This window comes from Paenibacillus sp. B01 (assembly GCF_009649995.1).
GTDB lineage: Bacteria > Bacillota > Bacilli > Paenibacillales > Paenibacillaceae > Paenibacillus_O > Paenibacillus_O pasadenensis.
Map to the genome: position 1 here is coordinate 2,904,084 of NZ_CP045802.1, position 23,537 is coordinate 2,927,620.

Annotated in this window: 18 protein-coding genes; 15 read left to right on the forward strand and 3 right to left on the reverse strand. The window is 65.9% G+C overall.

Annotation, left to right across the window (positions count from 1 at the left end):
* Positions 1 to 25 precede the first annotated feature (25 nt).
* On the reverse strand, positions 26 to 2,458 hold the full coding sequence (locus GE073_RS12545) for a heavy metal translocating P-type ATPase (protein WP_228551465.1): 2,433 nt from the start codon (positions 2,456 to 2,458) through the stop codon (positions 26 to 28).
* Positions 2,459 to 2,640: 182 nt separating this feature from the next.
* On the opposite strand from GE073_RS12545, the gene GE073_RS12550 reads away from it, so the two are divergent.
* Both GE073_RS12550 and GE073_RS12555 read left to right on the forward strand, forming a co-directional pair.
* Positions 2,641 to 3,063 carry an ArsR/SmtB family transcription factor gene (locus GE073_RS12550; RefSeq protein WP_084136675.1) on the forward strand — a complete coding sequence of 141 codons (423 nt, stop codon included), beginning with the start codon at positions 2,641 to 2,643 and terminating at the stop codon, positions 3,061 to 3,063.
* Between the two features lie 112 nt (positions 3,064 to 3,175).
* Positions 3,176 to 4,114, forward strand: a complete 939-nt coding sequence (locus GE073_RS12555) for a tyrosine-type recombinase/integrase (RefSeq protein WP_228551860.1) — start codon at positions 3,176 to 3,178, stop codon at positions 4,112 to 4,114.
* 225 nt (positions 4,115 to 4,339) lie between these two features.
* Here the strand turns inward: GE073_RS12555 and GE073_RS12560 are convergent, their stop codons facing one another.
* The gene (locus tag GE073_RS12560) at positions 4,340 to 5,407 is read right to left on the reverse strand and encodes a Gfo/Idh/MocA family protein (protein ID WP_028597713.1); all 1,068 of its coding nucleotides are present in this window, start codon (positions 5,405 to 5,407) and stop codon (positions 4,340 to 4,342) included.
* A gap of 189 nt (positions 5,408 to 5,596) precedes the next feature.
* Between GE073_RS12560 and GE073_RS12565 the strand changes: the two genes are divergently transcribed.
* The 10 genes from GE073_RS12565 to GE073_RS12610 all read left to right on the forward strand — a co-directional run bounded on the left by GE073_RS12565 (position 5,597) and on the right by GE073_RS12610 (position 15,909).
* Positions 5,597 to 6,478, forward strand: coding sequence for a helix-turn-helix transcriptional regulator (locus GE073_RS12565; protein ID WP_028597714.1), 882 nt, complete (start codon positions 5,597 to 5,599; stop codon positions 6,476 to 6,478).
* A 30-nt stretch (positions 6,479 to 6,508) separates the two neighbouring features.
* Positions 6,509 to 7,837: a DRTGG domain-containing protein gene (locus tag GE073_RS12570; protein ID WP_028597715.1), complete on the forward strand. Its 1,329-nt coding sequence runs from the start codon at positions 6,509 to 6,511 to the stop codon at positions 7,835 to 7,837.
* A 419-nt stretch (positions 7,838 to 8,256) separates the two neighbouring features.
* The gene (locus tag GE073_RS12575; protein ID WP_153783563.1) at positions 8,257 to 8,478 is read left to right on the forward strand and encodes a hypothetical protein; all 222 of its coding nucleotides are present in this window, start codon (positions 8,257 to 8,259) and stop codon (positions 8,476 to 8,478) included.
* Positions 8,475 to 9,791: an isocitrate lyase gene (aceA, locus tag GE073_RS12580; RefSeq protein WP_043110955.1), complete on the forward strand. Its 1,317-nt coding sequence runs from the start codon at positions 8,475 to 8,477 to the stop codon at positions 9,789 to 9,791. Before GE073_RS12575 ends, aceA begins: the two co-directional genes overlap by 4 nt.
* A complete protein-coding gene (aceB, locus tag GE073_RS12585; protein WP_153783564.1) occupies positions 9,788 to 11,395 on the forward strand; it encodes a malate synthase A in 1,608 nt (535 codons plus the stop codon). Before aceA ends, aceB begins: the two co-directional genes overlap by 4 nt.
* Before the next feature lie 18 nt (positions 11,396 to 11,413).
* Positions 11,414 to 11,596, forward strand: coding sequence for a hypothetical protein (locus GE073_RS12590; RefSeq protein WP_028597719.1), 183 nt, complete (start codon positions 11,414 to 11,416; stop codon positions 11,594 to 11,596).
* Positions 11,597 to 11,869: 273 nt separating this feature from the next.
* Entirely contained in the window at positions 11,870 to 12,070 is a 201-nt protein-coding gene (locus GE073_RS12595; protein ID WP_043110956.1) for a hypothetical protein, read from the forward strand.
* Between the two features lie 230 nt (positions 12,071 to 12,300).
* Positions 12,301 to 13,029, forward strand: a complete 729-nt coding sequence (locus tag GE073_RS12600) for a hypothetical protein (protein WP_153783565.1) — start codon at positions 12,301 to 12,303, stop codon at positions 13,027 to 13,029.
* A gap of 12 nt (positions 13,030 to 13,041) precedes the next feature.
* On the forward strand, positions 13,042 to 14,727 hold the full coding sequence (locus tag GE073_RS12605) for a VWA domain-containing protein (RefSeq protein ID WP_028597721.1): 1,686 nt from the start codon (positions 13,042 to 13,044) through the stop codon (positions 14,725 to 14,727).
* Positions 14,728 to 14,769: 42 nt separating this feature from the next.
* Positions 14,770 to 15,909: a toxic anion resistance protein gene (locus GE073_RS12610; protein ID WP_153783566.1), complete on the forward strand. Its 1,140-nt coding sequence runs from the start codon at positions 14,770 to 14,772 to the stop codon at positions 15,907 to 15,909.
* 106 nt (positions 15,910 to 16,015) lie between these two features.
* Here the strand turns inward: GE073_RS12610 and GE073_RS12615 are convergent, their stop codons facing one another.
* Positions 16,016 to 16,831 carry a LysM peptidoglycan-binding domain-containing protein gene (locus tag GE073_RS12615; RefSeq protein WP_153783567.1) on the reverse strand — a complete coding sequence of 272 codons (816 nt, stop codon included), beginning with the start codon at positions 16,829 to 16,831 and terminating at the stop codon, positions 16,016 to 16,018.
* A gap of 191 nt (positions 16,832 to 17,022) precedes the next feature.
* Here GE073_RS12615 and GE073_RS12620 point away from each other — a divergent pair, with 191 nt between their 5' ends.
* From GE073_RS12620 to GE073_RS12630, 3 genes are all read left to right on the forward strand, one after another.
* A complete protein-coding gene (locus GE073_RS12620) occupies positions 17,023 to 18,669 on the forward strand; it encodes a class I adenylate-forming enzyme family protein (protein WP_153783568.1) in 1,647 nt (548 codons plus the stop codon).
* Positions 18,670 to 18,795: 126 nt separating this feature from the next.
* Positions 18,796 to 22,113, forward strand: coding sequence for a winged helix-turn-helix domain-containing protein (locus GE073_RS12625; protein WP_153783569.1), 3,318 nt, complete (start codon positions 18,796 to 18,798; stop codon positions 22,111 to 22,113).
* A gap of 89 nt (positions 22,114 to 22,202) precedes the next feature.
* Entirely contained in the window at positions 22,203 to 23,453 is a 1,251-nt protein-coding gene (locus tag GE073_RS12630; RefSeq protein ID WP_153784729.1) for a substrate-binding domain-containing protein, read from the forward strand.
* The last annotated feature ends 84 nt before the right edge of the window (positions 23,454 to 23,537 follow it).

Here is a 23,537-nt window from a genome sequence, read left to right on the forward strand (position 1 = left end):
TTTATTTTCTGCGCTCATTCCATCCTCATTCCGCGACGGCTGGTGCAGACGCCGGCTCTTCCGCCGAGCGGCGGGAAGGGACGAGCAGCAGCAGGCTGACGAGCGAGACGAAGATCGTCGCGCCCATATCCGACAGGATGGCGATCCAGAGCGTGAGCCAGCCCGGGATCGTCAGCAGCAGAGCGACGAGCTTGAGGCCGAGCGCGACCGCAAGATTGAAGCGGATGATCCGGTTCGTGCGCTTGGCGGTGCGGATCGCCTCGGGCAGCTTGCCGAGATGATCCTGCATGAGCACGAGATCGGCCGTCTCGATCGCGCTGTCCGTGCCTTTGCCCATGGCGATGCCGAGATCGGAGGCGGCGAGCGCCGGCGCGTCGTTGATGCCGTCGCCGATCATCGCGACCTTGCCTGCGGCTTTGAGCCGGTTGACGCGCTCGACCTTGTCCGCGGGCAGCAGTCCGGCTGCCGTCTCGTCGACGCCGGCTGCCGCGGCCATGCGGCGGGCGGCGGCTTCATGGTCGCCGGTCAGCATGACGGTGCGGGCGATGCCGGCGCGGCGCAGCTCGCGGACGACGCCGGGCGTCTCCGGCCGCAGCTCGTCGGAGATGCCGAACAGGCCGAGCAGCCGGCTCTCGTCCGCCAGCGCGACGAGCGTCAAGCCCTGCTCGCGGTACGCTCGGAGCGCCTCGGCCGCCTCCGCATGCGGGAGGATGCCGAGCTCCTCCAGCGCAGCGGGGCTGCCGAGCGAGTACTTCGTGCCGCCGAGCGCGGCAGCGAGCCCTTTGCCGGGTACGGCCGTCGTTTCCGCCGTCTCGTAGGCGATGCCGCGCTCCTCGATGTAGGCGAGCACCGCCTTGGCGAGCGGATGGGCGGAGCCGCTTTCCATCGCGGCCGCGACCGGGAGGAAGCGGTCGTCCCAACTCGCCGCCTCGGCCACATGCGGATGTCCCTTCGTCAGCGTGCCGGTCTTGTCAAAGGCGATGATGCGGATGCGGCCGAGCTGCTCGAGATGGGCGCCGCCTTTGACCAGGATGCCTTCCCGCGCGAGGCGCGTAATGCCGGCGAGGATCGCGACCGGCGAGGAGAGGATGAGCGCACACGGGCAGCCGACGATGAGCACGGCGAGTCCTTCGTACAGCCAGTGGCGCCACTCGCCGCCGAGCAGCAGCGGCGGGACGAGCATGACCAGCACGGCGATGATCATGATCGCCGGCGTATAGTAGCGGGAAAAGCGGTTGATGAACAGCTCGGTCGGCGTCTTGGACTCCTGCGCCTCCTGGACGAGCTGGAGAATTTTCGCCAGGGAGGACTCCGAGTACGATTTTTCGATCCGGACCGTCAGGCTGCCCTCCTGGTTGAGGCTGCCGCCGAATACGGCGTCGCCGGGCTTCTTGTCGACCGGGATCGGCTCGCCGGTGATGGCGGCTTCGTTGACGGAGCTGCTGCCGGTGACGATGACGCCGTCGGAAGGGATTTGCGAGCCTGCGGCGACCAGCACCGTCTGGCCGGCGGACAGGCGGGACACGGGAATACGCCGCGTCGCGCCGTCCTCCAGCAGCATCGCTTCCTTCGGCGCCGCTTCGAGCAGGCGGTCCATCGACTCGCGGGCGCGGTTCATGCCGAGCCCTTCGAGCAGCTCGTTGACGCCGAACAGGATCGCGACGAGCGCTGCTTCCTTCCACTCCTCGATGGCGACGGCGCCGATGAGCGCGACGGTCATGAGCGTGTCGATCGTGAAGCGGAGGCTCGCCAGATTGCGCAGCCCTTTCCAGAACGTCCGCCAGCCGCTGAGCGCGATCGCGCCGAGATAGAGCGGGATGGAGACGGCGGACGGCACGCGGTCGCCGAGCAGGACGGCGGCCAGCAGCAGCGCGAGGCTGATGCCGAGCTGCGCGTAGATGCCGCGACCGGAGGCATGGTCGTGATCGTGGTCATGATCATGACCGTGCGCGTGTCCAGGAGCGCTTGCCTGGTCTTGCTCCTGCGCTTGGGCGACATGCTTGCGAAGGTCCGCTTGGCCGTGGCTATGTTCGTGCCTGCTGTCAACATCATGATGGACTCCAGCGTGACCGTGCCCGTGAGCGTGGCCATGTGCATCATTGCTGTCATCATCATGGACCCCATCGTGGGCATCTGCATCGTGGCCATGCCCGTGAGCATGGTCATGCGCATGGCTTCGAGCGTGTGCATGGCCATGCTCATGAGAGTGTCCCGCCCCGCAGCAGGAGGCGGGGGCTTCTTCTGGAACGGCCGAAGCCGATCGTTCCGCGAGGATCGAAGCGCCGTCGGTCTTCAGTATTTTGCGCACCTTGTCCATAGGCACGCGTTCATCCATGACGAGGCGCGCGGATGAAAAATGAAGCGCGGCCGTATCGCCATGAGGAAGCTTGCGGATCTGCCGCTCCAGATCGGCGGCGCAGTTGCCGCAGCTGAGTCCTTTCACCCGATATTCCAGCAAGGGGCATCTTCCTTCCTTGACCATACGCATGAATACTTGCTCATATGATATGATTGTTTGCTGGAATGGTCAACCGATTGGGACAATTATCCCTAAAAATTAATGATGTCCGTAAAACTTCCGTTTAATGCCGGCGATTGGTATAATGAAGGTCAATGGATACGGATCGGAGGCAGAGGCGGATGAATACGGATGCGAAAAGCCAGGCAGGGGCCGAGGTGGAGGAGGCCGCTTGGCGCGAGGACGAGCCGTCCGAGCTGGAGGGCGAGCACGCGGCGCCCGAGCAGCCCCGCGATCTAAGCGCGGTCAAGGCGGCGATGCTCGACGACCGCTCCGCGCTGCAGCTGGCCGACTGGCTCAAGGCGCTGAGCGATCCGACAAGGGTCAAGCTCGTCGACGCGCTCATGCACAGCGAGCTGTGCGTGCATGATCTGACCGTGCTGCTCGGAATGAACCAATCCGCCGTCTCCCATCAGCTGCGCTATTTGCGCAACATGCGGATCGTGAAGCGCCGCAAGGAAGGCAAGACGGTGTACTATTCGCTCGACGACGATCACGTCGAACAAGTGTTCCGACAGACGCTCGAGCATGTCCGGCATTCCTGAGCTCAGGAATGCCGTTTTTCCCGGCTCAAAAGTTGCGTGAAATACATATTTTACGCAACTTCGATTTTAAGAGACTTTTAGCAGGAACGAGAAGGAGTGGGGAAGGTTGTCCGTGACGGTGCATGAGCTGCAAGAGGCCTATGGCGAGGAGCTGGAGCTGTTCCGCATCTGGATGAAGAACCAGGGCATGACGCTGTCGACGGAACGGGCGTATGTCGCCGACGTGCGTCTCTATCTCGCGTCCTTGTATCCCGAAGCGCTCGAGCGCAGCGGCAAGCTGGACATCATGCGCTATCTGTCCGCGAGCCGCGAGCGGGGAGCGGGAGACGAGGCGCGCAACCGCAAGCTGAGCTCCCTGCGGGCGTTCTATCGGGCGCTCAACGAGATGGACCGGCTGCAGGCCAATCCGGCCGCGCTCACGCCCAAGTCGCGCCAGCAGAAAAACCGCATGCCGGTCTATTTGGACGAGGAGCAGCTGCAGGAGCTGTTCGGGCATGTCGGAGGCAAGCACCAGGAACGGAATCTGTCGATCCTGCTGCTCATGGCGTACGCCGGACTGCGGGTCGGGGAGATCCATCGGCTCAACTCGTTCGATCTCAAGCCGGACGGGACGCTGTCGGTGCTCGGCAAAGGACGGAAATGGCGCTATCTGCCGCTGCCGGACAGTCTCGCCCGGCTGCTGCGGCGCCTGGAGGACGACAGCCGCGGCCGGATGCGGCAAGGCAAGGAGCAGCCGATGTTCGTCAGCCAGCTCGGACGCCGCCTGTCGGTCCGCATGATCCAGACGATCGCGGACCGCACGCTGGAGCGGCTGCAGGGCGAGCGGCCGGAGCTGGCGATGAAGAAGCTGTCGAGCCACAAGCTGCGCCACAGCTTCGCGACGATGCAGATCCGCAGCGGCACGGACATCCGCACGCTGCAGGAGCTGCTCGGCCATGCGAGCATCGAGACGACGCAGATCTACACGCATATCGACAACGCGCAGATGAAGACGGCGATGGAGCGCATGTCCGCCAAGCTGCCGGAGCTGCGGGAGGGCCGTCCTCGCTGAGCGGGCCAAGGCTTGCCGGATGGACGGGGCATGACAGCGAAAAACCGGAAAGGCGTAATGGGCGTGCCGGGGGGAGACTTCGGTTATAGCGGTTTCCGCTCTGTCGAGGAGGACGTTTTCGTGTTCAAAGGAAGAGTGCGAAGAGACAGGAACGGGAAAGTAGATGAGGCGAATTAAAAAGACAGGTTCGGCTGAGGCCGGACCTGTCTGTCGTTGAAGCGCTTGTCAACCGAGCGATCCGCTCGGCAGCAGCTCGGAGATGGCCACCTTGCGGCCTTCGGCGGAGCTGCGGATCGCGCCGAACACCATCGCCATGCTGAGCAGGTTGTCGCGGCAGTCCGTCTCCGAGGGACGGCCGCCATGCAGCGCGTCGAACATCTCGGCGATGCAGCGGTGATGCCACGGCTCGCCCGCCTCGTCAGGAGACGTGTCGATGCGCTGCGAGCTGCGGATGAACGCCTGCTCCTGGCCGGCGGGATCGACGACTTCCGCGTAAGGCGAGCCTTCGCCGTCCCAGAGCGCCGTTCCGGTCGAGCCGATGACGCGCCACTGGGCTTCCCAGGAGGTCGGAGCTCCTTCCGAGCACCAGGAGCCCCGGTAGCTGAATACGCTGCCGTCCGACATCTCGAAGATGCACAGCGCCGAAGCCGCGCCCTTGTACCAGGAGCCGGGCGGGTTGAACTCCTGGCAGTAGACGGACACGGGATCGGCGCCGAGCAGCAGCCGCGCCTGGTCGAACGTATGGATCGCCATGTCGAGGATGAGCGGGCTGTCCATCAGGTCGCGGAAGCCGCCGAAGTGGGCGCCGATGAAAAAGTCCGCTCCGGCGAAGCCCGGCGTGCCGATCGCGCCGCCGGCGATCAGCTTGCGGAAGGCGCGGATGCGCGGGTCGAAGCGCCGGTTCTGCATGACGGCATGCATGCGGCCCGTCTCGGAGGCGGTCCGGACGACGTCGAGGCAGGCTTCCCAGCTTTCGGCCAGCGGCTTTTCGGTGAAGACGTCGCAGCCGAGCCGCATCGCCGTCTGGCTGATGACATGATGGCTCGCCGGAATGGTCACGTCGAAGACGAGATCGGCGCCGCTTTCCGCAATCGCCTGCTCCAGGTCCGTGTAGACGCCGCAGCTCAGGCCGTGCTTGTCCCGCATGCCCTCTGCCGCCTCGAGGCGGACGTCGACAAGGCCGACGATGTCGGCGTCGTCGCGGGTCAAAGCATACTCGACCCAGGTATGGGCCATGCCGCCGCAGCCGGCGACGACGATCCGGCGGCGCGGGGAAGATAAGGTTCGGTTCATGGGGATGAGAGCCTCCTCTAGGGAATCCGGTTGTCGGCCAGGGCAGCAGCGGACCGAGAACGATCTGCCTTGCTGACCGTGCCGATGTTGGTTTATGATGAACTCAATCAGGCTTAGTATAAGCGCTGTCAATCGGCGCGGCTCTAGCCGATCTTGGGGAATACCACTCTTATCTTGGCGGTGCATCGCATGAAGGATGGAATCCGGCTGCGGGAGCGCAATCCGCTCGATCCGCTGTTTCCGGCCAAGGTCTACGTCAACCGTGCCGAGGATACGGCTCCGGGACAGAATATTTTGTTCCTGCATTGGCATGAGCATTTCGAGCTGATCGCCATGCGGCGGGGCAAGGCGGTCTTCCATCTGAACAGCGAGCCGTTCGAGGCGGAGCCGGGAACCGTGCTGCTCGTGCAGGCGGGCGACCTGCATGCCGGCTACAGCCGCTTCGGCGGAGCGGCCGAATACGTATCGGTCGTGTTCAGCGGCGCGCTGCTGCGCGACTGGAGCGGCGATCCCGGCTATGCGGAGCTGCTCCAGCCTTATCTGGACGGCCAAGGGCGGCTTCACCCGCTCGGCGCGAGCGGGGAGACGGAGCTCGCGGAGCGCGTCATCGCCGACATCGCCGCCGGCACGGCGGGCGGGCGGCTGCTAGCGCGGACCGGCCTGCTGCTGCTGCTGGCGCGCGCGGCGGCCGCGCAGCCCGCTCCCGCGCCGGCGAGGCCGCGAGAGGCGCAGCTGCGGCAGGAGCGCTTCAAGCAGCTGCTCCGCCATGTGGAGGCGAGCTGCGCGGACAAGCATACGATCGAGGACGCGGCGGCGCGCGTGCGGATGGATCCGTTCCATTTTTGCAAAGTGTTCAAGAAGCTGACGGGCAGCACGTACATCGACTATGTGAACCAGGTGCGCATGCAGGAGGCGATGCGGCTGCTTCGCCAGGAGGACTGCAGCGTCGCCGAGGCGGCGGAGCGCGTCGGCTGCGGCAACGCGAACTATTTCACCAAGCTGTTCAAGCGGTACAACGGCATGACGCCGTCGGAAGCGAAAAAGCTCGGACCCGGCGGCGGGCAGCCGTGAGCAGCACCAACGATGCGGAGGGAAGCGGGCATGGCAGAAGCGGATTTTTCCACCAAGCATGAGCAGCTGATCGCCTATATGGAAAAGCTGGAGGTCGGCGCGCGCGTCTCGGTGCGGAAGATCGCCCAGGCGATGGACGTCAGCGAGGGCACCGCCTATCGGGCGATCAAGGACGCCGAGGCGCGCGGCATCGTCAGCACGAAGCTGCGGACCGGCACGGTGCGCGTCGACAGCAGCAAGCGCGAGAAGATCGACCGGCTGACGTTCGGAGAGATCGTCGCGATCGTCGACGGCCAGGTGCTCGGCGGCGAGGCGGGCCTCGGCAAGCCGCTCAGCAAGTTCGTCATCGGCGCGATGCAGCTCGAGGCGATGATGGGCTATATCGAGCCGGACAACCTGCTCATCGTCGGCAATCGCGAAAAGGCGCATTTGAGCGCACTCTCGCTCGGAGCCGGGGTGCTCGTGACGGGCGGCTTCGGCGCGACGCCGGAAGCCGTCGCGCTCGCCGACCGGCTGGAGCTGCCGATCCTGAGCAGCGCGTACGATACGTTCACGGTCGCCGCGCTCATCAACCGCGCGATCTACGACCGGCTGATCAAAAAGCAGATCGTGCTCGTCGCGGACATCATGAATGCGGACGAGCCCGTCGCGTCGCTGCCGGAAGAAGCGACCGTCGCCGACGCGATGGCCGTCATCGAGCAGACGAACCACAACCGCTTCCCGGTCGTCGACCGCGAGCGGCGCCCGGTTGGCATGGTGACGACGAAGGATCTCATCGGCGCTTCGCCCGCCGAGCCGATCGCCGAGCGGATGACGCCTCAGCCGAAGACATGCACGCCGCAGACGTCGGTCGCGACGGCGGGGCACCGCATGGTCGCAGAGTCGATCGAGCTGCTGCCGGTCGTCGATGCGGAAGGGAGGCTGAGCGGCGTCATCAGCCGCAAGGACGTGCTGCAGGCGATGCAGCAGATCCAGCATCAGCCGCAGAACGGCGAGACGCTGGAGGACCAGATCCGCCGCCGCTTCGTCTCCGGGCAGGAGGCGGACGGACGCCTTTATTACGAAGGGCCGGCCGAAGCGCTGTTCAGCAGCCCGATGGGGCACTTGTCGGAAGGCGTGCTCGCCGGGCTCGTCCATCATGCCGCGGCGCGGGCGCTGCGCGATCATCGGCGCGGCAACCTGATCGCCGACAGCCAGTCGGTCTACTACCTCGCGCCGGTGGAGATCGACCAGACGCTCCGCCTGTACCCGGAGCTGATCGAGCTGAGCCGCAAGTTCTGCAAGATCGAGATCCAGGTATATGCCGACGGGCGCAAGGTCGCCCAGTCGATGCTGACGGCGAGGCTGATGGAGCCTTGAGGCGGCTTGACGCGGCAGAGGCATCGCGGCATCCCGTCATGCCGTCAGAGAGCCGCGCCGCTGCGGACCATAGCTTGTACGATTCCAACTTGAATCGCCAATTAGGAAAACGAGACGAAGCTGCGATGCAGCGAATTCGTCTCGTTTTTTCTTTTTAAACGTCCCTGCGGCAGCTGGCGTCCTCCCCTTCCATGAGCCTCAGACAGCCCTATTCAACGAGCAGGGGCGTTTCGCAGCGACCCTCTCTCGTGCCGCGCAGACGCTAAGTCTGGGCAGCAAGAACAGCCGCGAAGACGCACTCTTCAATCTGTACTATAACAACAAAAAAAGTCTGAAACAGTGTTGAACATTTCTTGATTTCTGTTATATAATAGCCACAAGAACTCGAAACAAACTCATACAGATTGGAGATGGCTCGGATGGATTGTCCGCATTGCGAAGGTCATGGAGAGCTGGAATTCCAGCTGCTCGAAGGAGGCTGGGACGCCTCCGCGGCGCGAGGTCCTCGGCTGCGAAGTCCTGAGGCGCGAGGATCTGCGTGGCGACGCCCGGAGGCGGCAGCCGAAGGCGCGTACGAGCGCTGCCCGCGCTGCGAGGGCTCCGGCGTGCTGGAGCTGGAGGAAGGAGGCGCGTGGACATGAGCGGACCGAGCCGAACGATCGAGCAGGAGAGGGAGCGGCTGCTGGAGCGCTGGAGCTCGCCCCGCTATCGGGGAGTGCAGCGGCCGTACGGCCCCGACGACGTGCTGAAGCTGCGCGGCTCTGTGCTCGTCGAGCATACGCTGGCCGCGCGCGGCGCCGCTCGGCTGTGGGAGCTGCTGCAGAGCGAGCCGTATGTGCCGGCGCTCGGCGCCTTGACCGGCAACCAGGCGGTGCAGCAGGCGAAGGCGGGGCTCAAGGCGATCTACCTGAGCGGCTGGCAGGTCGCCGCCGACGCCAATCTGTCCGGACAGATGTACCCCGATCAGAGCCTGTACCCGTCCAACAGCGTGCCGAGCGTCGTGAAGCGGATCAATCAAGCGCTGCAGCGGGCGGATCAGATCCAGCATGCCGAAGGCCGCGACGACATCGACTTCCTGCTGCCGATCGTCGCCGACGCCGAGGCCGGCTTCGGCGGCGCGCTGAACGTGTTCGAGCTGATGAAGGCGATGATCGAGGCCGGCGCGTCGGGCGTGCATCTGGAGGACCAGCTCTCCTCGGAAAAGAAATGCGGCCATCTCGGCGGCAAGGTGCTGCTGCCGACGCAGCAGGCGGTGCGCCATCTCGTCTCCGCCCGGCTGGCGGCCGACGTGCTCGGCGTCGATACGGTGCTGATCGCCCGCACCGACGCCCACGCCGCCCGGCTCTTGACGAGCGACGCGGATCCGGCCGATGATCCGTTCCGCACCGGCGTCCGCACGCCGGAAGGATTCCATGAAGTGCGGCCGGGCATCGAGCAGGCGATCGCGCGCGGCCTCGCCTACGCGCCGTATGCCGACCTCGTCTGGTGCGAGACATCGGAGCCGGATCTGGAGGAGGCGCGCCGCTTTGCGGAAGCGATCCACGAGATGCATCCCGGCAAGCCGCTCGCCTACAACTGCTCGCCGTCCTTCAACTGGAAGAAGAAGCTGAGCGACGAGGAGATCGCGCGCTTCCAGCAGGAGCTCGGACGGCTCGGCTACAAGTTCCAGTTCGTCACGCTCGCGGGCTTCCATGCGCTCAATTACAGCATGTTCACGCTGGCGAGAGACTACCGGGAGCGCGGCATGGCCGCCTACTCCGAGCTGCAGCAGGCCGAATTCGCCGCCGAGCCGGCGGGCTACGAGGCGACGCGCCATCAGCGGGAGGTCGGCACCGGCTATTTCGACGAGGTGATGGGCGTCGTGAGCGGCGGGACGGCGAGCACCGCCGCCCTCGCCGGATCGACCGAGGCGGCGCAGTTCGCGGCGGCAGCCAGCGAGGAGGCGGGAGCATGAGGGAGATCGACAACCGGCTGCAGCTGGCCGCCCCGCCGCTGAAGCCGGAGCTGCAGGCGATGCTGACGGCCGAAGCGCTTGCTTTTGTCGGCGAGCTGGAGCAGCGGTTCGGAGACCGGCGCCGCGCGCTGCTCGAGGAGCGAGCGCGCAAGCAGGAGGCGTTCGACCGCGGGGCGAAGCCGGATTTTCGCGCCGATACGGCGCCGATCCGCTCCGGCTCGTGGAGGATCTCTCCGACGCCTCCGGCGCTGCAGGACCGGCGCGTAGAGATCGCCGGCCCAGCGGGCGACCGCAAGATGGTCCTCTATGCGCTCAACTCCGGCGCGAGCGTGTTCATGTGCGACCTGGAGGACGCGAACGCCCCGACCTGGCGCAACGTCGTCGGCGGCCAGCGCAACATCCGGGACGCGCTGGCGCGCACGCTGTGCCACGAGACGCCGGACGGCAGGCGGCTGGAGCTGGCGGAGCGGCCGGCCGTGCTGAAAATGCGGCCGCGCGGCTGGCATATGGAGGAGAAGCATGCGCGGCTCGGCGGCCGGCCGATCTCGGCGAGCCTGTTCGACTTCGGCCTGTTCGCCTGGCATAACGCGCCTGCGCTGCGGCAGAGAGGAGAAGGCGCCTACCTGTACCTGCCCAAGCTGGAAAGCATGGAGGAAGCGGCGCTTTGGGCGCATGCCTTCGTCCACGCGGAGGAGCGGCTCGGCCTGCCGCGCGGCTTCTTCCGGGCGACGGTGCTGATCGAGACGCTGCCGGCGGCGTTCGAGATGGAGGAGATCCTGCATGCGCTGAGAGAGCATGTCGACGGCCTCAACTGCGGCCGCTGGGACTATATCTTCTCGTATATCAAAAAGCTGCGCCGCCACCCGGACGCGATCCTGCCGGACCGCAGCCTGGTGACGATGGAGTCGCCGTTCATGGACGCCTACGCGCGGCTGGCGATCCGCACCTGCCATAAGCGCGGCGCGCACTGCATCGGGGGGATGTCGGCGTTCATCCCCGTCAAGCACGACGCAAAGGCCAACGAGCTGGCGCTGGAGCGGGTCCGCCGCGACAAGCAGCGCGAGGCGCGGCTCGGACACGACGGCACCTGGGTGGCGCATCCGGCGCTCGTGACGGTGGCGCGGGACGTATTCGACGCGTTTATGCCGGGGCCGAACCAGCTCGGCGCGATGCCGGGTGGCGGCGACGTGACGGCGGCCGAGCTGCTGCAGGCTCCGGCAGGCCCGATCACGGAGGAGGGCGTGCGCGCCAACCTGTCGGTCGGCGTCCAGTATGTCGCCGCCTGGCTGGACGGGATCGGAGCGGTGCCGATCCGCGGCCTGATGGAGGATGCCGCGACGGCCGAAATTTCCCGCGCTCAGCTGTGGCAATGGCTTCATCTGCCGGAGGCGAAGCTGGCGGACGGCAGGCGGCTCGCCCCGGAGCTGCTGGAGCGGTGGCTGGCCGAGGAGCTGGAGCCGCTCGAGGCCGGGCTTGAGCCGCCGCGACGGCTCGAGTCGCTGCGGCTGGCGGCCGACCTGTTCCGCGAGATGACGCTGGAGCAGGCGCTGCCGGAATTTTTGACGACGAGAGCCTACCCGCATCTGCAGGACCAATCCGACTGACCAAGGAGACGATCCACGATGACGACCGACCCGATCCGCCAAGCCGACCCAGGCGCTTCCTCTGCGGAGGCGCCGGAGCTGTGCTTCTCCTGCGAGAGCAACGCTCCCGCCCGCGGCGAGCTCATCTGTCCCGACTGCCGCAAGCAGACGGGGCTGAGCGACTCCCACTATTACATCAAGCAGTATTACTACAGCCGCTGAAGCCGCAGCCGCCCCTACGGGCGGCTTTTTTTCGGCTTGCGGCCGGTCGCGCCGGCCACCCGAAGCCGGTCTTGGCGGCCGCCCGCGCCGGCCTGAAGAAAACCGGCTTTTGCGGCCGGTCGAGCCGGCCAACCGAAGCCGGTTTTTGCAGCCGGTCGGACCGGCCTGCCGGCAAGCGGCTTTGTTCGCGAAGCCTTCACAGCCAGGGGGTCTTTCCGGCGTCTCGATCTGCTATACTGAGGGCATAGAAACGCTTCCACGAGGGGGAATTCCATGCTGCCTTACATTCTAGTCGCTCTGGTCATCCTGACCGCGATCGGCGCTACGCTTGCCGTCGGCTTCTCCCGCGAGAACCGGCAGGCCGATCCGGACTACGACCGCAAGCACGGCGGCCGCTGGGCGCGGCTCTCCTTGCTTTATATCGTCACTGCCGTCGCCAGCGTGGCCGCCCTGATCATCGTGATCGCCGATTGAGCTCGTCCGCAAGTCCCGTCCGCCCTATGCGGACGGGACTTTCTGCATCCACGCAGACGGAGCTATGGTATAATTTTCATGAATTGGCGCCAAGCATCCGTTTTGGGAGTCGGAGCTTGTACAGGGATTCGATTCCTTTGCAACCATTCCGCTGGATGCGCCGTAGGAAAAGAAACCTTATCGCTTAGTAGTAAACGATCCTAATTCCTTGCAGGCAGGAGGTCGAACCATTGGCCGCAACCAAGCTCGCCCGGGCATTCGCCCTCACCCTCGGCGTGGCCGCCGCCAACGTCGCGGTCTTTTCTCCCGGCTTGATGAACGTCCGCTTCGGAGGCTCCGCCTTCTCCTCCGCCCTCGGAGCGGCCGTTCTGGCCGCCAGCGGACTCGCGCTTCTATACGGCGCCTATGCCTTGCTTCAACGTCCGCCTGCGCCTGCCGCTCCCGCCAAGCTCGAGACGGCCGAGCATTACGCCGCCGCGCTTGGCGCGTTCCGCCGCGTCCGCACGGTCGCGGCCGAGCTGGAGCTGGCGCTGGAGCAGCTGGACCGGATGGAGAAGCGCAAGCAGTCGCTTCATCGGCTGCTCGCGCAGCGGTTCGAGCCCGAAGAGCTGAGCTACCGCAAGTTCAGCGGCGTCATCCTGGAAGTGGAGGAGCTGTTCCGCCGCAACCTGCGCGCGGTGCTCAGCCGGCTCGCCGTCTACGAGCAGACGGAGGCGGAGCTGAAGTCCGGCAGCCGCTCGCTCTCCCGCGACCTGCAGCAGCGCCGGCTCGAGCTGATCCGCGAGCAGCATGAGTTTCTGAAAGCGACGCTTGGCCACAACGAAGAAATTCTGCTCAAGCTGAACCAGCTGCTTCTCGAGCTGACCCGTCTCGACCAGCAGCACCCCGGCACGATCGACGAGCTGCCGGGCATGCAGGAGCTGGACGCCTTGATCCGCTCGACCAAATACTACGCATAGGGGGCGTCCGCCATGAGAAAAGGCCGTTTTGCATTCGTATCCATCGTCCTCATCCTCGCCGTCTTCGCGCTTGTCTACTATGGCATCCAGTTCACCTCCAATCTCGGCAAGACCGATCAGCAGGTGAGCGCCGAGGGCGCCGCCTCGAAGCTTGCCAAGCTGTACGGCAAGCTCGGCGTGACGACCGAGCCGCCGGTCAAAGGCCAGATCGATCTCGATCCGGTCGATGTCGCGGCCTCGCTGCCGGACATCTCGAAGTTCCCGATCGCCGTGGAGCCGACGACCGATACGTTCCTGGAGATCTTTTCCTCCACCGAGAAATCGGGCAGCGGCGTCGACGGCTGGCTGACGGAGGTCGGCGAGGCGTTCAACAAGGCCGGCATCCAGGCCGGCGGCAAGCCGGCGTCGGTGCAGATCCGCAACATCGCCTCCGGCACGGCGGCCGACTATATCCGCAGCGGCAAGCATGTGCCGGACGCCTTCACGCCGTCCAACGAGCTGTGGGGCGAGATGGTCAAGGCCAGCGGCGTCAAGACGGAGCTGGTCGCCAAGCGGCTGGCGGGCAACGTGCCCGGCATCGTCATGGCCAAGGCCAAGTACGACGAGATCGTCGGCGACTACGGCGCGGTCAACGTCAAGACGGTCACCGACGCGATCGCCGAGAACAAGCTGTCGATGGGCTATACCGATCCTTTCGCCAGCTCGACGGGCTTGAACTTCCTGCTGACCGCGCTCTATACGTTCGACAGCTCCGACCTGCTCAGCGAGACGGCCGTCCAAGGGTTCCAGAAGTTCCAGGCGAACGTGCCGTTCACTGCCTCGACGACGATCCAGATGCGGGAGGCGGCCAAGTCGGGCCGGCTGGACGCGTTCGTGCTGGAATACCAGACGTTCGTCAATGCGGACGACTTCAAAAGCGGCTACGTGTTCACGCCGTTCGGCGTCCGCCACGACAGCCCGCTCTACGCGCTCGGCGACATCGGCCCGGAGAAGCTGGAGATCGCCCGCAAGTTCGCCGAGTTCGCCCTCGGCGCCCAGCAGCAGAAGGCGGCGTCCGACAAAGGCTTCAACGGGCTGGACAGCTACCAGCCGGAGCTGCCCGCCGTCGACGGCGCGCTGCTGGCCTCCGCGCAGAAGCTGTGGAAGGAGAAGAAGAACGAAGCGAAGCCGATCGCGGCCGTGTTCGTCACCGACGTCTCCGGCAGCATGGCGGGCGAGCCGCTCAACCGGCTGAAGGAGTCGCTGGTCAAAGGCCAGAAGTATCTCGGCAAGGACAACAGCATCGGGCTCGTCTCGTATTCCGACCGCGTCAGCATCCGGCTGCCGATCGCCAAGTACGATACGAACCAGCAGTCGATGTTCGTCGGCGCGGTCGACAGCCTGCAGGCAAGCGGCGGAACGGCGACGTTTGACGGCATCCTGGCGGCGATCAAGCTGCTGGAGGACTACAAGCAGACCGATCCGAACGCGCGGCCGCTCATCTTCGTGCTGAGCGACGGCGAGACGAACAAGGGCAGCTCGCTCAAGGACATCCGCGATCTGATCGAAGCGTACCAGATTCCGATCTATACGATCGGCTACAACGCCAACATCAAGGCGCTCGAGAGCATTTCCGGCATCAACGAGGCGGCGAGCATCAACGCCGATACCGACGATGTCGTGTACAAGATCGGAAACCTGTTCAACGTGCAGATGTAATCGCGGCGCGCGGCGCCGATACCCCTGGAGGAGGATGAACGAATGGCATTTTCCCTGGAAGTCCCGAGTCCCGAAGCGATCAAGACGGCCATCGAGCAGGAAGTGAAGCCGGTGCCGGAGGAAGTGAAGCAGCTGCAGGCGCAGGCCGAGGCGAACGTCTCGGCGATCATGGAGCTGGATCTGGACTCGTTCGAGAAGCGCAAGGAGATCCTGCAGACGATCGAGCAGTTCGGCATGGCGACGATGAAGACGTCGTCGGGCAAAAACGCGCTGCTGCAGGTGACGGTCGGCAGCCTCTCCAAAGCCGGCGACGAGGGCGGGCCGGTGGCGAAAGGGCTGGCGGAGCTGCACACGCAGCTCAAGGATCTTGATCCGAGCGCGGTCGACTTCGCCAAGACCGGCCTGCTCGGCAAGCTGTTCAATCCGCTGCGCGCGTACTTCCTCCGCTTCGAGAAAGCCGATGCGGTCATCGCCGATATCGTGGAGTCGCTGAGCAAGGGCAAGACGACGCTCAAGAACGACAATACGACGCTCGAGATCGAGCAGGCGGCGCTGCGCGACCTGACGAAGCGGCTGCAGAAGGAGATCCAGCTCGGCCTACTCATGGACGAATCGATCGAGAAGCAGATCGAGGCGGCGAAAGCCCGCAACGAGGACCCGGACAAAATCCGCTTCATCTCGGAGGAGGTGCTCTTCCCGATGCGGCAGCGGGTGATGGACCTGCAGCAGATGCTCGTCGTCAACCAGCAGGGCATCATGGCGATCGAGGTCGTCCGGCGCAACAACAAGGAGCTGATGCGCGGCGTCGATCGGGCGCAGAACGTCACCGTCTCCGCGCTGAAGATCGCGGTCATGGTCGCCGGCGCGCTGTACCATCAGAAGATCGTGCTCAAAAAGATCGAGGTGCTCAACCAGACGACGAACAATCTGATCGCCGGCACGTCCCGTCTGCTGAACACGCAGGGAGCGGAGATCCACAAGCAGGCGCTGGAATCGAGCGTCTCGGTGGAGACGCTCAAGCAGGCGTTCGCGGACGTGCTGTCGGCGCTCGACTCTATCAGCGCCTACAAGCAGGACGCGCTGCCGAAGCTGCGCGGCACGATCGAGGAGTTCCGCGAGCTGGCCGATACGGGCGAGCAGCAGATCAGCCGCCTCGAGCGCGGCCATCAGCTGGGACTATAGGCCGGCGCAAGCTTAGGTCGACATGAACGACAAAAAGGAACCACGCCGCCAGCGGCATGGTTCCTTTTTGGGCTGCGGATGAGACGAGACGCTTCGTCAGGAGCGCCTAGTCGGCAGGTTTGGCCGGGACGACGATCGAGTCTCCCGCCTTCAGGCCGGCTTCGGCGTCCAGGCCGTTTTTCTTGGCGATGAGCTCGGCATGCTTGCCGGTGCCGTAGAAGCGGACCGAGATGCGGTAGAACGTATCGCCGGGAAGGACGAGGTACGTCGCGGGGAGCTTGACCTTGGAGTAGTCGATTTCCTTCGTTCCGCTCGGCGCGGAGCCTTTCTTGCCGCCGGCAGCAGGCTTGGACGACGCCGGAGGCAGCGTCAGCTTGTCCCCCGGCTTCATGTCGTTGACGAAGACGATGCCGTTCTTCTCCGCGATCAGCGAGACGTAGTCCTTGGAGCCGTAGTGCGCGACCGAGATCGACGTCAGCGTATCGCCTTCCTTGACGGTGTAGGTGCCGGAGGAGGAAGGCTTCGGCTTCGGCTTCGGCTTCGGCTTCGCCGGAGCGGCAGACGCCTCGGGCTTGTCCGTTGGCTCCGCATCCGGCGACGAGGAAGGAGACGGGTCGGACGGCCCGGCTGAAGCGCTGGGCTCCTCGCTTGGAGCAGGAGACGGCAGCGGCGAAGCCGATGCTTCCGGCGAAGGCGAGGCCGGCTCTGCCGAGCTGGCCGGCGACGGCGACGGGGAGGCGGAGGGAACGCCCGAGGCGAGCTCCTTGTTGTCTTTGTCGAACGGATACATGACGAAAAAGAGGGCGGTCAGCACGATGGCTAGCCCGGCGGCCGCCAGCACGCCGTTGATGACGGTCGTGTTTTTCTTTTTTTTGCGCTCCGAGCGGGAGCGGAAGCCGGGTTCAGGCATGTCGGATGGCATAGGGACCTCCTTGCAGACGATTGCGATCAGATAGAACCAGTTTACCCCAGATTGGAAGCTTCGTAGAGAAGATTGGCGAAAATCAGGTCCTTCGGACTAGATCCGACAGATCGGCTGGCCTGCAACCCCTCTGCAACCTCGCTCGGGTTAACTGAAAGGAGCGGTTCATCGAGATTGAGGGGGAGAGAACGATGATTTCAGAGGGATGGTTCGAGCGCAGATGCCGAATCTCGGCGGAAAGGATCGCCGTCATGGATGAAAGCGGAGGCTGCCGGCTGACGTACGGCGAGCTGGAAGCGAGGTCGAAGGCTGCGGCGGCGCTGCTCGTCCGGCTCGGCATCGCCAGCGGCGACCGGATCGCCATCCTGTGCCCGAACGACGTCCGGATGCTGATCCTGCTGTTCGCTTGCCGGCTGACGGGAGCGGTGCTCGTGCCGCTCAATCGGCGGCTGCATGAGCGGGAGCTGAGGCAGATCGTCGGCGACTGCGCGCCAAAGCTGATCTGGCATCAGGAGGGAGGAAGCGGCCCGTGGAGCGGCAGCGCTGGAAACGTCGGAAGCATCGGCAGCGCCGCAAGGGCCGACGGCTGCGACGGCGCCGGTCCTTGCTGGCTGCCGCTGTCGAGGCTCGACGAGGCGGAGGAGGACGCTGCAGCGGAGACATCGCCGCAATCATACGGCTCGCCAGCCCCCTCTCCGGCGGCCGCTTCTCCTGCCGGCAGCGGCGACGATGCCGTAGAGGCGGCCGCCGCCGCGAGCCGGGGAGAGCGCCAGGACGACAGCGACCGTCCGTGGCTGATCATCTACACCGGAGGCACGACCGGCCAGCCGAAGGGCGTCGTGCTCACCGCCCGCTCCCTTTACTGGAACGCGCTCAATACGGTCGCCAGCTGGCAGCTGACCGAACGCGACATTACGCCGACGGTGCTGCCGATGTTCCATACGGGCGGCCTCAATGCGCTGACGCTGCCGGTGCTGATGGCCGGCGGCAAGGTCATCTGCGTCGAGGCGTTTCACCCGGAGCGCATGATCGACCTGCTGGAGCGGGAAGGCTGCACGATCGTGCTCATGGTGCCGACGATGTACCATCTGCTCGTCGAGTGTCCGCGATTCGCTTCGGCGGACTTCAGCCGCATGAGCGCCTTCCTGTCCGGCGGAGCGCCATGCCCGCTCCGCATCTACGAGGCGTTCGCCTCCAGAGGCTTGCCGTTCAAGGAGGGCTACGGCGCGACGGAGTCCGGACCCAACAATTTCTTCATCTCGGCAGCCGAAGCGAGGCGCAAGCCGGGCTCGGTCGGGCTGCCGATGCTGTTCACCGACATGCGCCTCGCCGCTGCGGACGGCCGTGACGCGGCTGCCGGCGAGGTCGGAGAGCTGCTGCTGCGGGGCCGGCATCTTTTCCACTCCTATTGGGGCAACGAGAGCGCGACGGCGGAGGCGCTGCAGGACGGCTGGTTCCATACCGGCGATCTGGCAAGGGCCGACCGCGACGGCTATTGTTACATCGTCGGACGCAAAAAGGACATGATCATCACCGGCGGCGAGAACGTCTACCCGCTGGAGGTGGAGCAGCTGCTGGAGCGCCATCCCGAGGTCGGCTCCGCGGCCGTGGTCGGCATTCCCCATCCGAAATGGGGCGAGGCCGTGGCGGCGGCGGTCGTGCCGAAGCCGGGCTGCCGCCCGAGCGAGCGGAGCCTGCAGCTGTTCTGCGCCGATTCCATCGCCGGCTACAAGGTCCCGAAGCGGATCCTGCTGCTGGAGGAGCTGCCGAAGACGGCGGTCGGCAAGCTGGACAAAAAGACGCTCGTCCCTCTGTTCGGGCCGCCTGAGGCGGGCTGACCGGCTCACGAGGGGCGACGTCGGAGCTGCCGTGGGGTGGCGGAGGCGCCGCTTTATGTAAACGCTGTCAGGCGGTCGGGCGCTATGATACAATGAGCTGGAAATCAAGGAAAAGAGAGGTTGCGCATGAAAACGTTCCGCATCCTGAAAATGAAGCTCATGGCGCCTCCTGCCAAAAGCCACTGGCTGCAGCGCCCGAAGCTGATGAAGCGGCTCCGCTCCATTCCCCGCACTCCGCTCACGCTCCTCGCCTCCGGCCCCGGCTTCGGCAAGACGACCGCCCTCGCCGCCTATGTCCGGCAATGCGGCTGCCGCCATGCCTGGTACGGCATTTCCGCGCAGGATCATGACCTTCTTCCTTTTCTGCATCATATCATCGCCTCGATCCGCATGGCCGCGCCCGGCTTCGGCGAATCGCTGCTGGCGGAGCTGGAGCGGCTGCAGCCGGCTTCGCCGGACGACGTGCAGCTGCTGGCCGACCTTTTCCTGAACGAATGCCTGCTGCTGTCCGAGCCGCTGCTCCTCTGCCTGGACGACTACCAGTCCGTCGGGCAGAACGAGTGGATCGACGCATGGATGCAATATGTCGTCTCGTACCTGCCCGATTGTCCGAGCCTGCGCCTCGTCGTCTCTTCCCGCGTCAAGCCCGAGTGGGAAGGGCTCACGTCCATGAGAGTGCGCGGCGAAGTGCTCGAGCTGTCCCGGGACGACCTGGCCTTTTCGGCGGAGGACATCGAGGTGCTGTTCTCGGATTATTACCGGCAGCCGCTTGGTCGCGAGCAGGCCGAGCGGCTGCTCGCCTTCACGGAGGGCTGGATCATCGCGATCCAGCTCGTCTGGCAGCGGCTTGCCGCTACCGGCGAGTCGATGGAGAGCCTGCTGCTGCAGCCGCGCCAGTCGCTGGAGGAGCTTTTCGCCTTCCTGGCGGCGGAGCTGTTCGAGAAGCAGCCGCCGGCGATGCAGGCGTTCATGCTCGAGACGAGCCTGTTCGACGAGCTGACCGGCGAGTGGTGCGACGCCGTATGCGGACGCGAGGGCTCGCGCGCGCAGCTCGCGGCGTTGTCGCAAAGCGGCTTTCTCACGCCGATCGACGAGCATCAGTTCCGCTATCATGCGCTGTTCCGCCAGTTCCTGCAGGAGCGGCTGCGGCTCCAGGGCGGACGCAGGGAGCTGCTGCTGCGACGGGCCGTGCAGGAGACGGCGGCCAAGGGGCGGATGGAGCTGGCGCTGCAGCATGCGTCGGAGCTGGACGATCCCGAGACGATGGCCGCCCTGCTCGCAGCAGGCGGAGCGCAGCTCGTCGCCGGCGGGCATCTGGAGGCCGTGCTGGGCAGCCTGCAGCCGCTGCCGGAGCTATGGAAAGCTTCGACGCCTCATCTCTATGTGCTGCAGGGCGACGTCCTCCGCTACCGCTGCGCCTACGAGGAGGCGATGGCCAGCTACAGCCTGGCGGAGCGGCATGCGCGGGAGCGGGGCGATGCGCTCGTCCATAGCCTTGCGCTCGAAGGGCAGGCGATGTTCTATCTGGATACGATCCAGCCGGGACTCGCCGAGCCGCCGCTGCTGCGGGCGATCGCGCTTGCCGAGGCGGGATCGGCGTCCGCGGAGCCGGCCGCCTCAGCCGGCGAGGAGCCGGCAGGCGCCCGCGAGCCGGGCTTCGGCCGCAAGCATCTGGCCCGGCTGTACGGGCTCATGGCGGAGAACAAGCTCAACCGCGGCCACGGCAAGGAGGCGCGCGATTGGGCCGCGCGCTCGCTGCAGCTCGATCCCGAGCGGCGCGACCTGCTGCTGGAGGCGAGGCTGGCGCTGCGCACGGGCAGGCTCAAGGAGGCGGCGCTGCTGCTGGAAAGCGCGCAGCTCCAAGAATCCCAGACGGGCGCGCCGTACCGCGGCATGCGGCAGGTCGGCCGCACGCTGTCCCGCTCGCATCGGGAGATCGAGCTGCTCCAGTCGCTGATCCACAGCCTCTGCGGCGAAGCGGCGGCGGCCAAGTCGGCGGCGGAGTCCGGCATGATGCGTGGCATCCGGCTGAAGGCGCCTTTTGTCGAGGCATGCGGATGGATCCGCATGGGGCATGCGGCGCAGCTCTCCGGCGCTTACGAGGCCAAGGTGCCGGCGGAGTGCTACCATGCGGCGCTCGACATCATGACCCGCCTCGACATGCCGCGCGGGACGGCGGAGCCGAACATGGGCCTATGCCTGCTGCACGGCCGCGGCCGCGCCGTCGGCGCCGCCATGCGCTACGGAGAAGCCGCGCTGCAGGATACGGAGCGGGCCGACGACGGCTGGCTGGCCTCGCTCATCCGGCTCAGCATGGCGATCGTCCTCTATGAAAACGGCAGCTGGCCGGAAGCGGAGGAGCGGTTCGAGGAGGCGAAGGCCCGCTTCGAAGCCTGCGGGGACGAGTTCGGCCTCGCTCTCGGCGAGATGTGGCTCGCCTTTGCCGCCTATCGGCAGCAGCAGGACGGCCGCTTCGCCGCCGCGATGGAGCGCTTCCTGCACCGCGTCGCGCAAGGCGGCTACAGCTTCCTGTTCACCGCGCGCACGCTGCTCGGGCCGGCCGATCCGCAGCAGCTCGTGCCGCTGCTGCTCGAGGCGGAGCGGCTGGGCATCGGCGGCGCCCATGCGGCGGCGCTGCTGGCGGAGCTCGGCATGGACAAGCTGACCTATCATCCCGGCTACACGCTGCATATCGAGACGCTCGGCACGTTCAGGCTGCGGCTGGGCAGCACGTACCTGCAGGACAAGGACTGGCAGCGCGGCAAAGCCAAGGAGCTGTTCCAGCTGCTCGTGACGAAGCGCCGCTCGGCGACGAGCAAGGAGGAGCTGCTGCTGCAGCTTTTTCCCCATGCGGACGAAAAAGCGGCCAACCGCGACTTCAAGGTCGCGCTGAACGCCTTGCATGCGGCGTTGGAGCCGCAGCGCCGGCTGCGGGGCGATCCGTATTTCGTCATTCGCGAAGGTCCGCTGTACCGGCTTCATCCCCAAGCGAGCTGGACGCTCGACGCGGCTCAATTCGAGGAGGGCGTGCGCAAAGGGCTCGAGGCGGAGCGCCGGGACGAGGCGGAGCAATGGCTGGAGCAGGCGCTTCAGCTGTACCAAGGCGATTATCTTCCCGAGCGGCGCTATGACGACTGGTGCATCGAGGAGCGCGAGCGGCTGCAGGTGCTCTTCCTGCGCGGCGCTCAGCGGCTCAGCCGAATCTGCGCGGCGCGCGGAGCCTACGACAAGGCGATCGGGTGGGCGGAGGCGATGCTGGCCAAGGACCGCTGCTGGGAAGAGGCCTATCGGATGCTGATGGAATGCCATCTGCTGCTCGGCAGCCGCCAGCAGGCGGCCAAATGGTACCGCCGCGCCGAGGAGGCGCTGGAGGAGGAGCTCGGCGTCGCGCCTACGGCCGCCCTGCGCGAGCTGATGGAGCGCTGCAGCGAAGAGAGCGCGTGAGAGCGGCTCCAGCGCTGCAACCGGATTGCAACCCGTCGCCCGTATGCTGAACGGGAAGGAAGCCGTTCAAGGGGGAATGCACGATGACGATGAGGAAGAAGAAAGGCTCGCGATTGGCCAAAATCAGCGGCGCGGCCGTCATGGCGGCGATGCTGCTGCTGTCGGCGGCCTGCTCCGACGGCGGCTCGCAGGCCGAAGGACAAGACGGTGCCGGCGGCGCTGCGGGCGGCGTCATCAAGATCGGCGTGCTGGCGTCGCTGACCGGCGCGCTGGAAAGCTACGGCAAGCAGACGACCCGTGGCTTCGAGCTCGGCATCGACTACGCGACGGACGGTACGAGGGAAGCGGGCGGCCGCAAGATCGAGTTCATTTTCGAGGATACGGAGACGAAGCCCGACGTGGCCGTAAAGAAGGCGACCAAGCTGCTGGAAACCGACAAGGTCGATTTCCTGGTCGGCTCCTCGAGCTCCGGCGACACGCTCGCCGTGCTGCCGCTCGTCGAGGAGGCCAAGAAGGTGATGGTCGTGGAACCGGCCGTCGCGGACAGCATCACCGGCGATCAGTGGAACAAATACGTGTTCCGCACGGCGCGCAGCTCCTCGCAGGACGCGATCGCCGGGGCCGCCGCGATCGCGGGCAAGGGCATCAAGATCGCTACGTTCGCTCCGGACAGCGCATTCGGCAGGGACGGCATCGCCGCGTTCAAGGAAGCGGCCGTGAAGCTGGGGGCCGAGATCGTCGAGGAGCAGTACGCGGATGCCGCGGCGACCGATTTTACCGCGAGCATCCAGAAGATCGTGCAGGCGAAGCCCGACTATCTGTTCATCGTCTGGGCCGGCGCCAACTCGCCGTGGAAGCAGCTGCAGGACATGAAGGTGCAGGACCAGGGCATCAAGATCTCGACCGGAGCGCCCGACATCGCCGCGCTCAAGACGATGAACGATCTCGTCGGCATGGAAGGCTTCTCGGTGTACTACCACACGCTGCCGGACAACGACGTCAACAAGTGGCTGGTCGACGAGCATAAGAAGCGGTTCGGCGGCGAGGTGCCGGATCTGTTCACGCCGGGCGGCATGTCGGCGGCCATCTCGATCGTCGAGGCGATCAAGAAGCTCGGCGGCGACGTCGGCGACGGCGACCAGGTGTCGGCCGCGATGGAGGGCATGTCCTTCGAGACGCCGAAGGGCAAGATGACGTTCCGCAAGGAAGACCATCAGGCGCTTCAGACGCTCTACGCGATCAAGCTGGAGAAGCAGGACGGCGTCGATTATCCCGTGCCGGTCCTCATGCGCGAGCTGGCTCCGGACGAGACGGCGCCGGCGATCCGCAACCAGCGGTAATGCTGCCATCGGCAGGGCGCCCCGGTGCCCTGCCGATTTCCATCCAGAGCAAGCTTCGCGAGAGACGAAAGGAGCTGAAACGCT

What these genes read in the sequence shown, in the direction of transcription:
- GE073_RS12550 (WP_084136675.1), top strand. Translation starts at nt 2,641, where the DNA reads ATGAATACGGATGCGAAAAGCCAGGCAGGGGCCGAGGTGGAGGAGGCC.
- GE073_RS12560 (WP_028597713.1), bottom strand. Translation starts at nt 5,407, where the DNA reads ATGAACCGAACCTTATCTTCCCCGCGCCGCCGGATCGTCGTCGCCGGC.
- GE073_RS12565 (WP_028597714.1), top strand. Translation starts at nt 5,597, where the DNA reads ATGAAGGATGGAATCCGGCTGCGGGAGCGCAATCCGCTCGATCCGCTG.
- GE073_RS12570 (WP_028597715.1), top strand. Translation starts at nt 6,509, where the DNA reads ATGGCAGAAGCGGATTTTTCCACCAAGCATGAGCAGCTGATCGCCTAT.
- GE073_RS12575 (WP_153783563.1), top strand. Translation starts at nt 8,257, where the DNA reads ATGGATTGTCCGCATTGCGAAGGTCATGGAGAGCTGGAATTCCAGCTG.
- aceA (WP_043110955.1), top strand. Translation starts at nt 8,475, where the DNA reads ATGAGCGGACCGAGCCGAACGATCGAGCAGGAGAGGGAGCGGCTGCTG.
- aceB (WP_153783564.1), top strand. Translation starts at nt 9,788, where the DNA reads ATGAGGGAGATCGACAACCGGCTGCAGCTGGCCGCCCCGCCGCTGAAG.
- GE073_RS12590 (WP_028597719.1), top strand. Translation starts at nt 11,414, where the DNA reads ATGACGACCGACCCGATCCGCCAAGCCGACCCAGGCGCTTCCTCTGCG.
- GE073_RS12595 (WP_043110956.1), top strand. Translation starts at nt 11,870, where the DNA reads ATGCTGCCTTACATTCTAGTCGCTCTGGTCATCCTGACCGCGATCGGC.
- GE073_RS12605 (WP_028597721.1), top strand. Translation starts at nt 13,042, where the DNA reads ATGAGAAAAGGCCGTTTTGCATTCGTATCCATCGTCCTCATCCTCGCC.
- GE073_RS12610 (WP_153783566.1), top strand. Translation starts at nt 14,770, where the DNA reads ATGGCATTTTCCCTGGAAGTCCCGAGTCCCGAAGCGATCAAGACGGCC.
- GE073_RS12615 (WP_153783567.1), bottom strand. Translation starts at nt 16,831, where the DNA reads ATGCCATCCGACATGCCTGAACCCGGCTTCCGCTCCCGCTCGGAGCGC.
- GE073_RS12620 (WP_153783568.1), top strand. Translation starts at nt 17,023, where the DNA reads ATGATTTCAGAGGGATGGTTCGAGCGCAGATGCCGAATCTCGGCGGAA.
- GE073_RS12625 (WP_153783569.1), top strand. Translation starts at nt 18,796, where the DNA reads ATGAAAACGTTCCGCATCCTGAAAATGAAGCTCATGGCGCCTCCTGCC.
- GE073_RS12630 (WP_153784729.1), top strand. Translation starts at nt 22,203, where the DNA reads ATGAGGAAGAAGAAAGGCTCGCGATTGGCCAAAATCAGCGGCGCGGCC.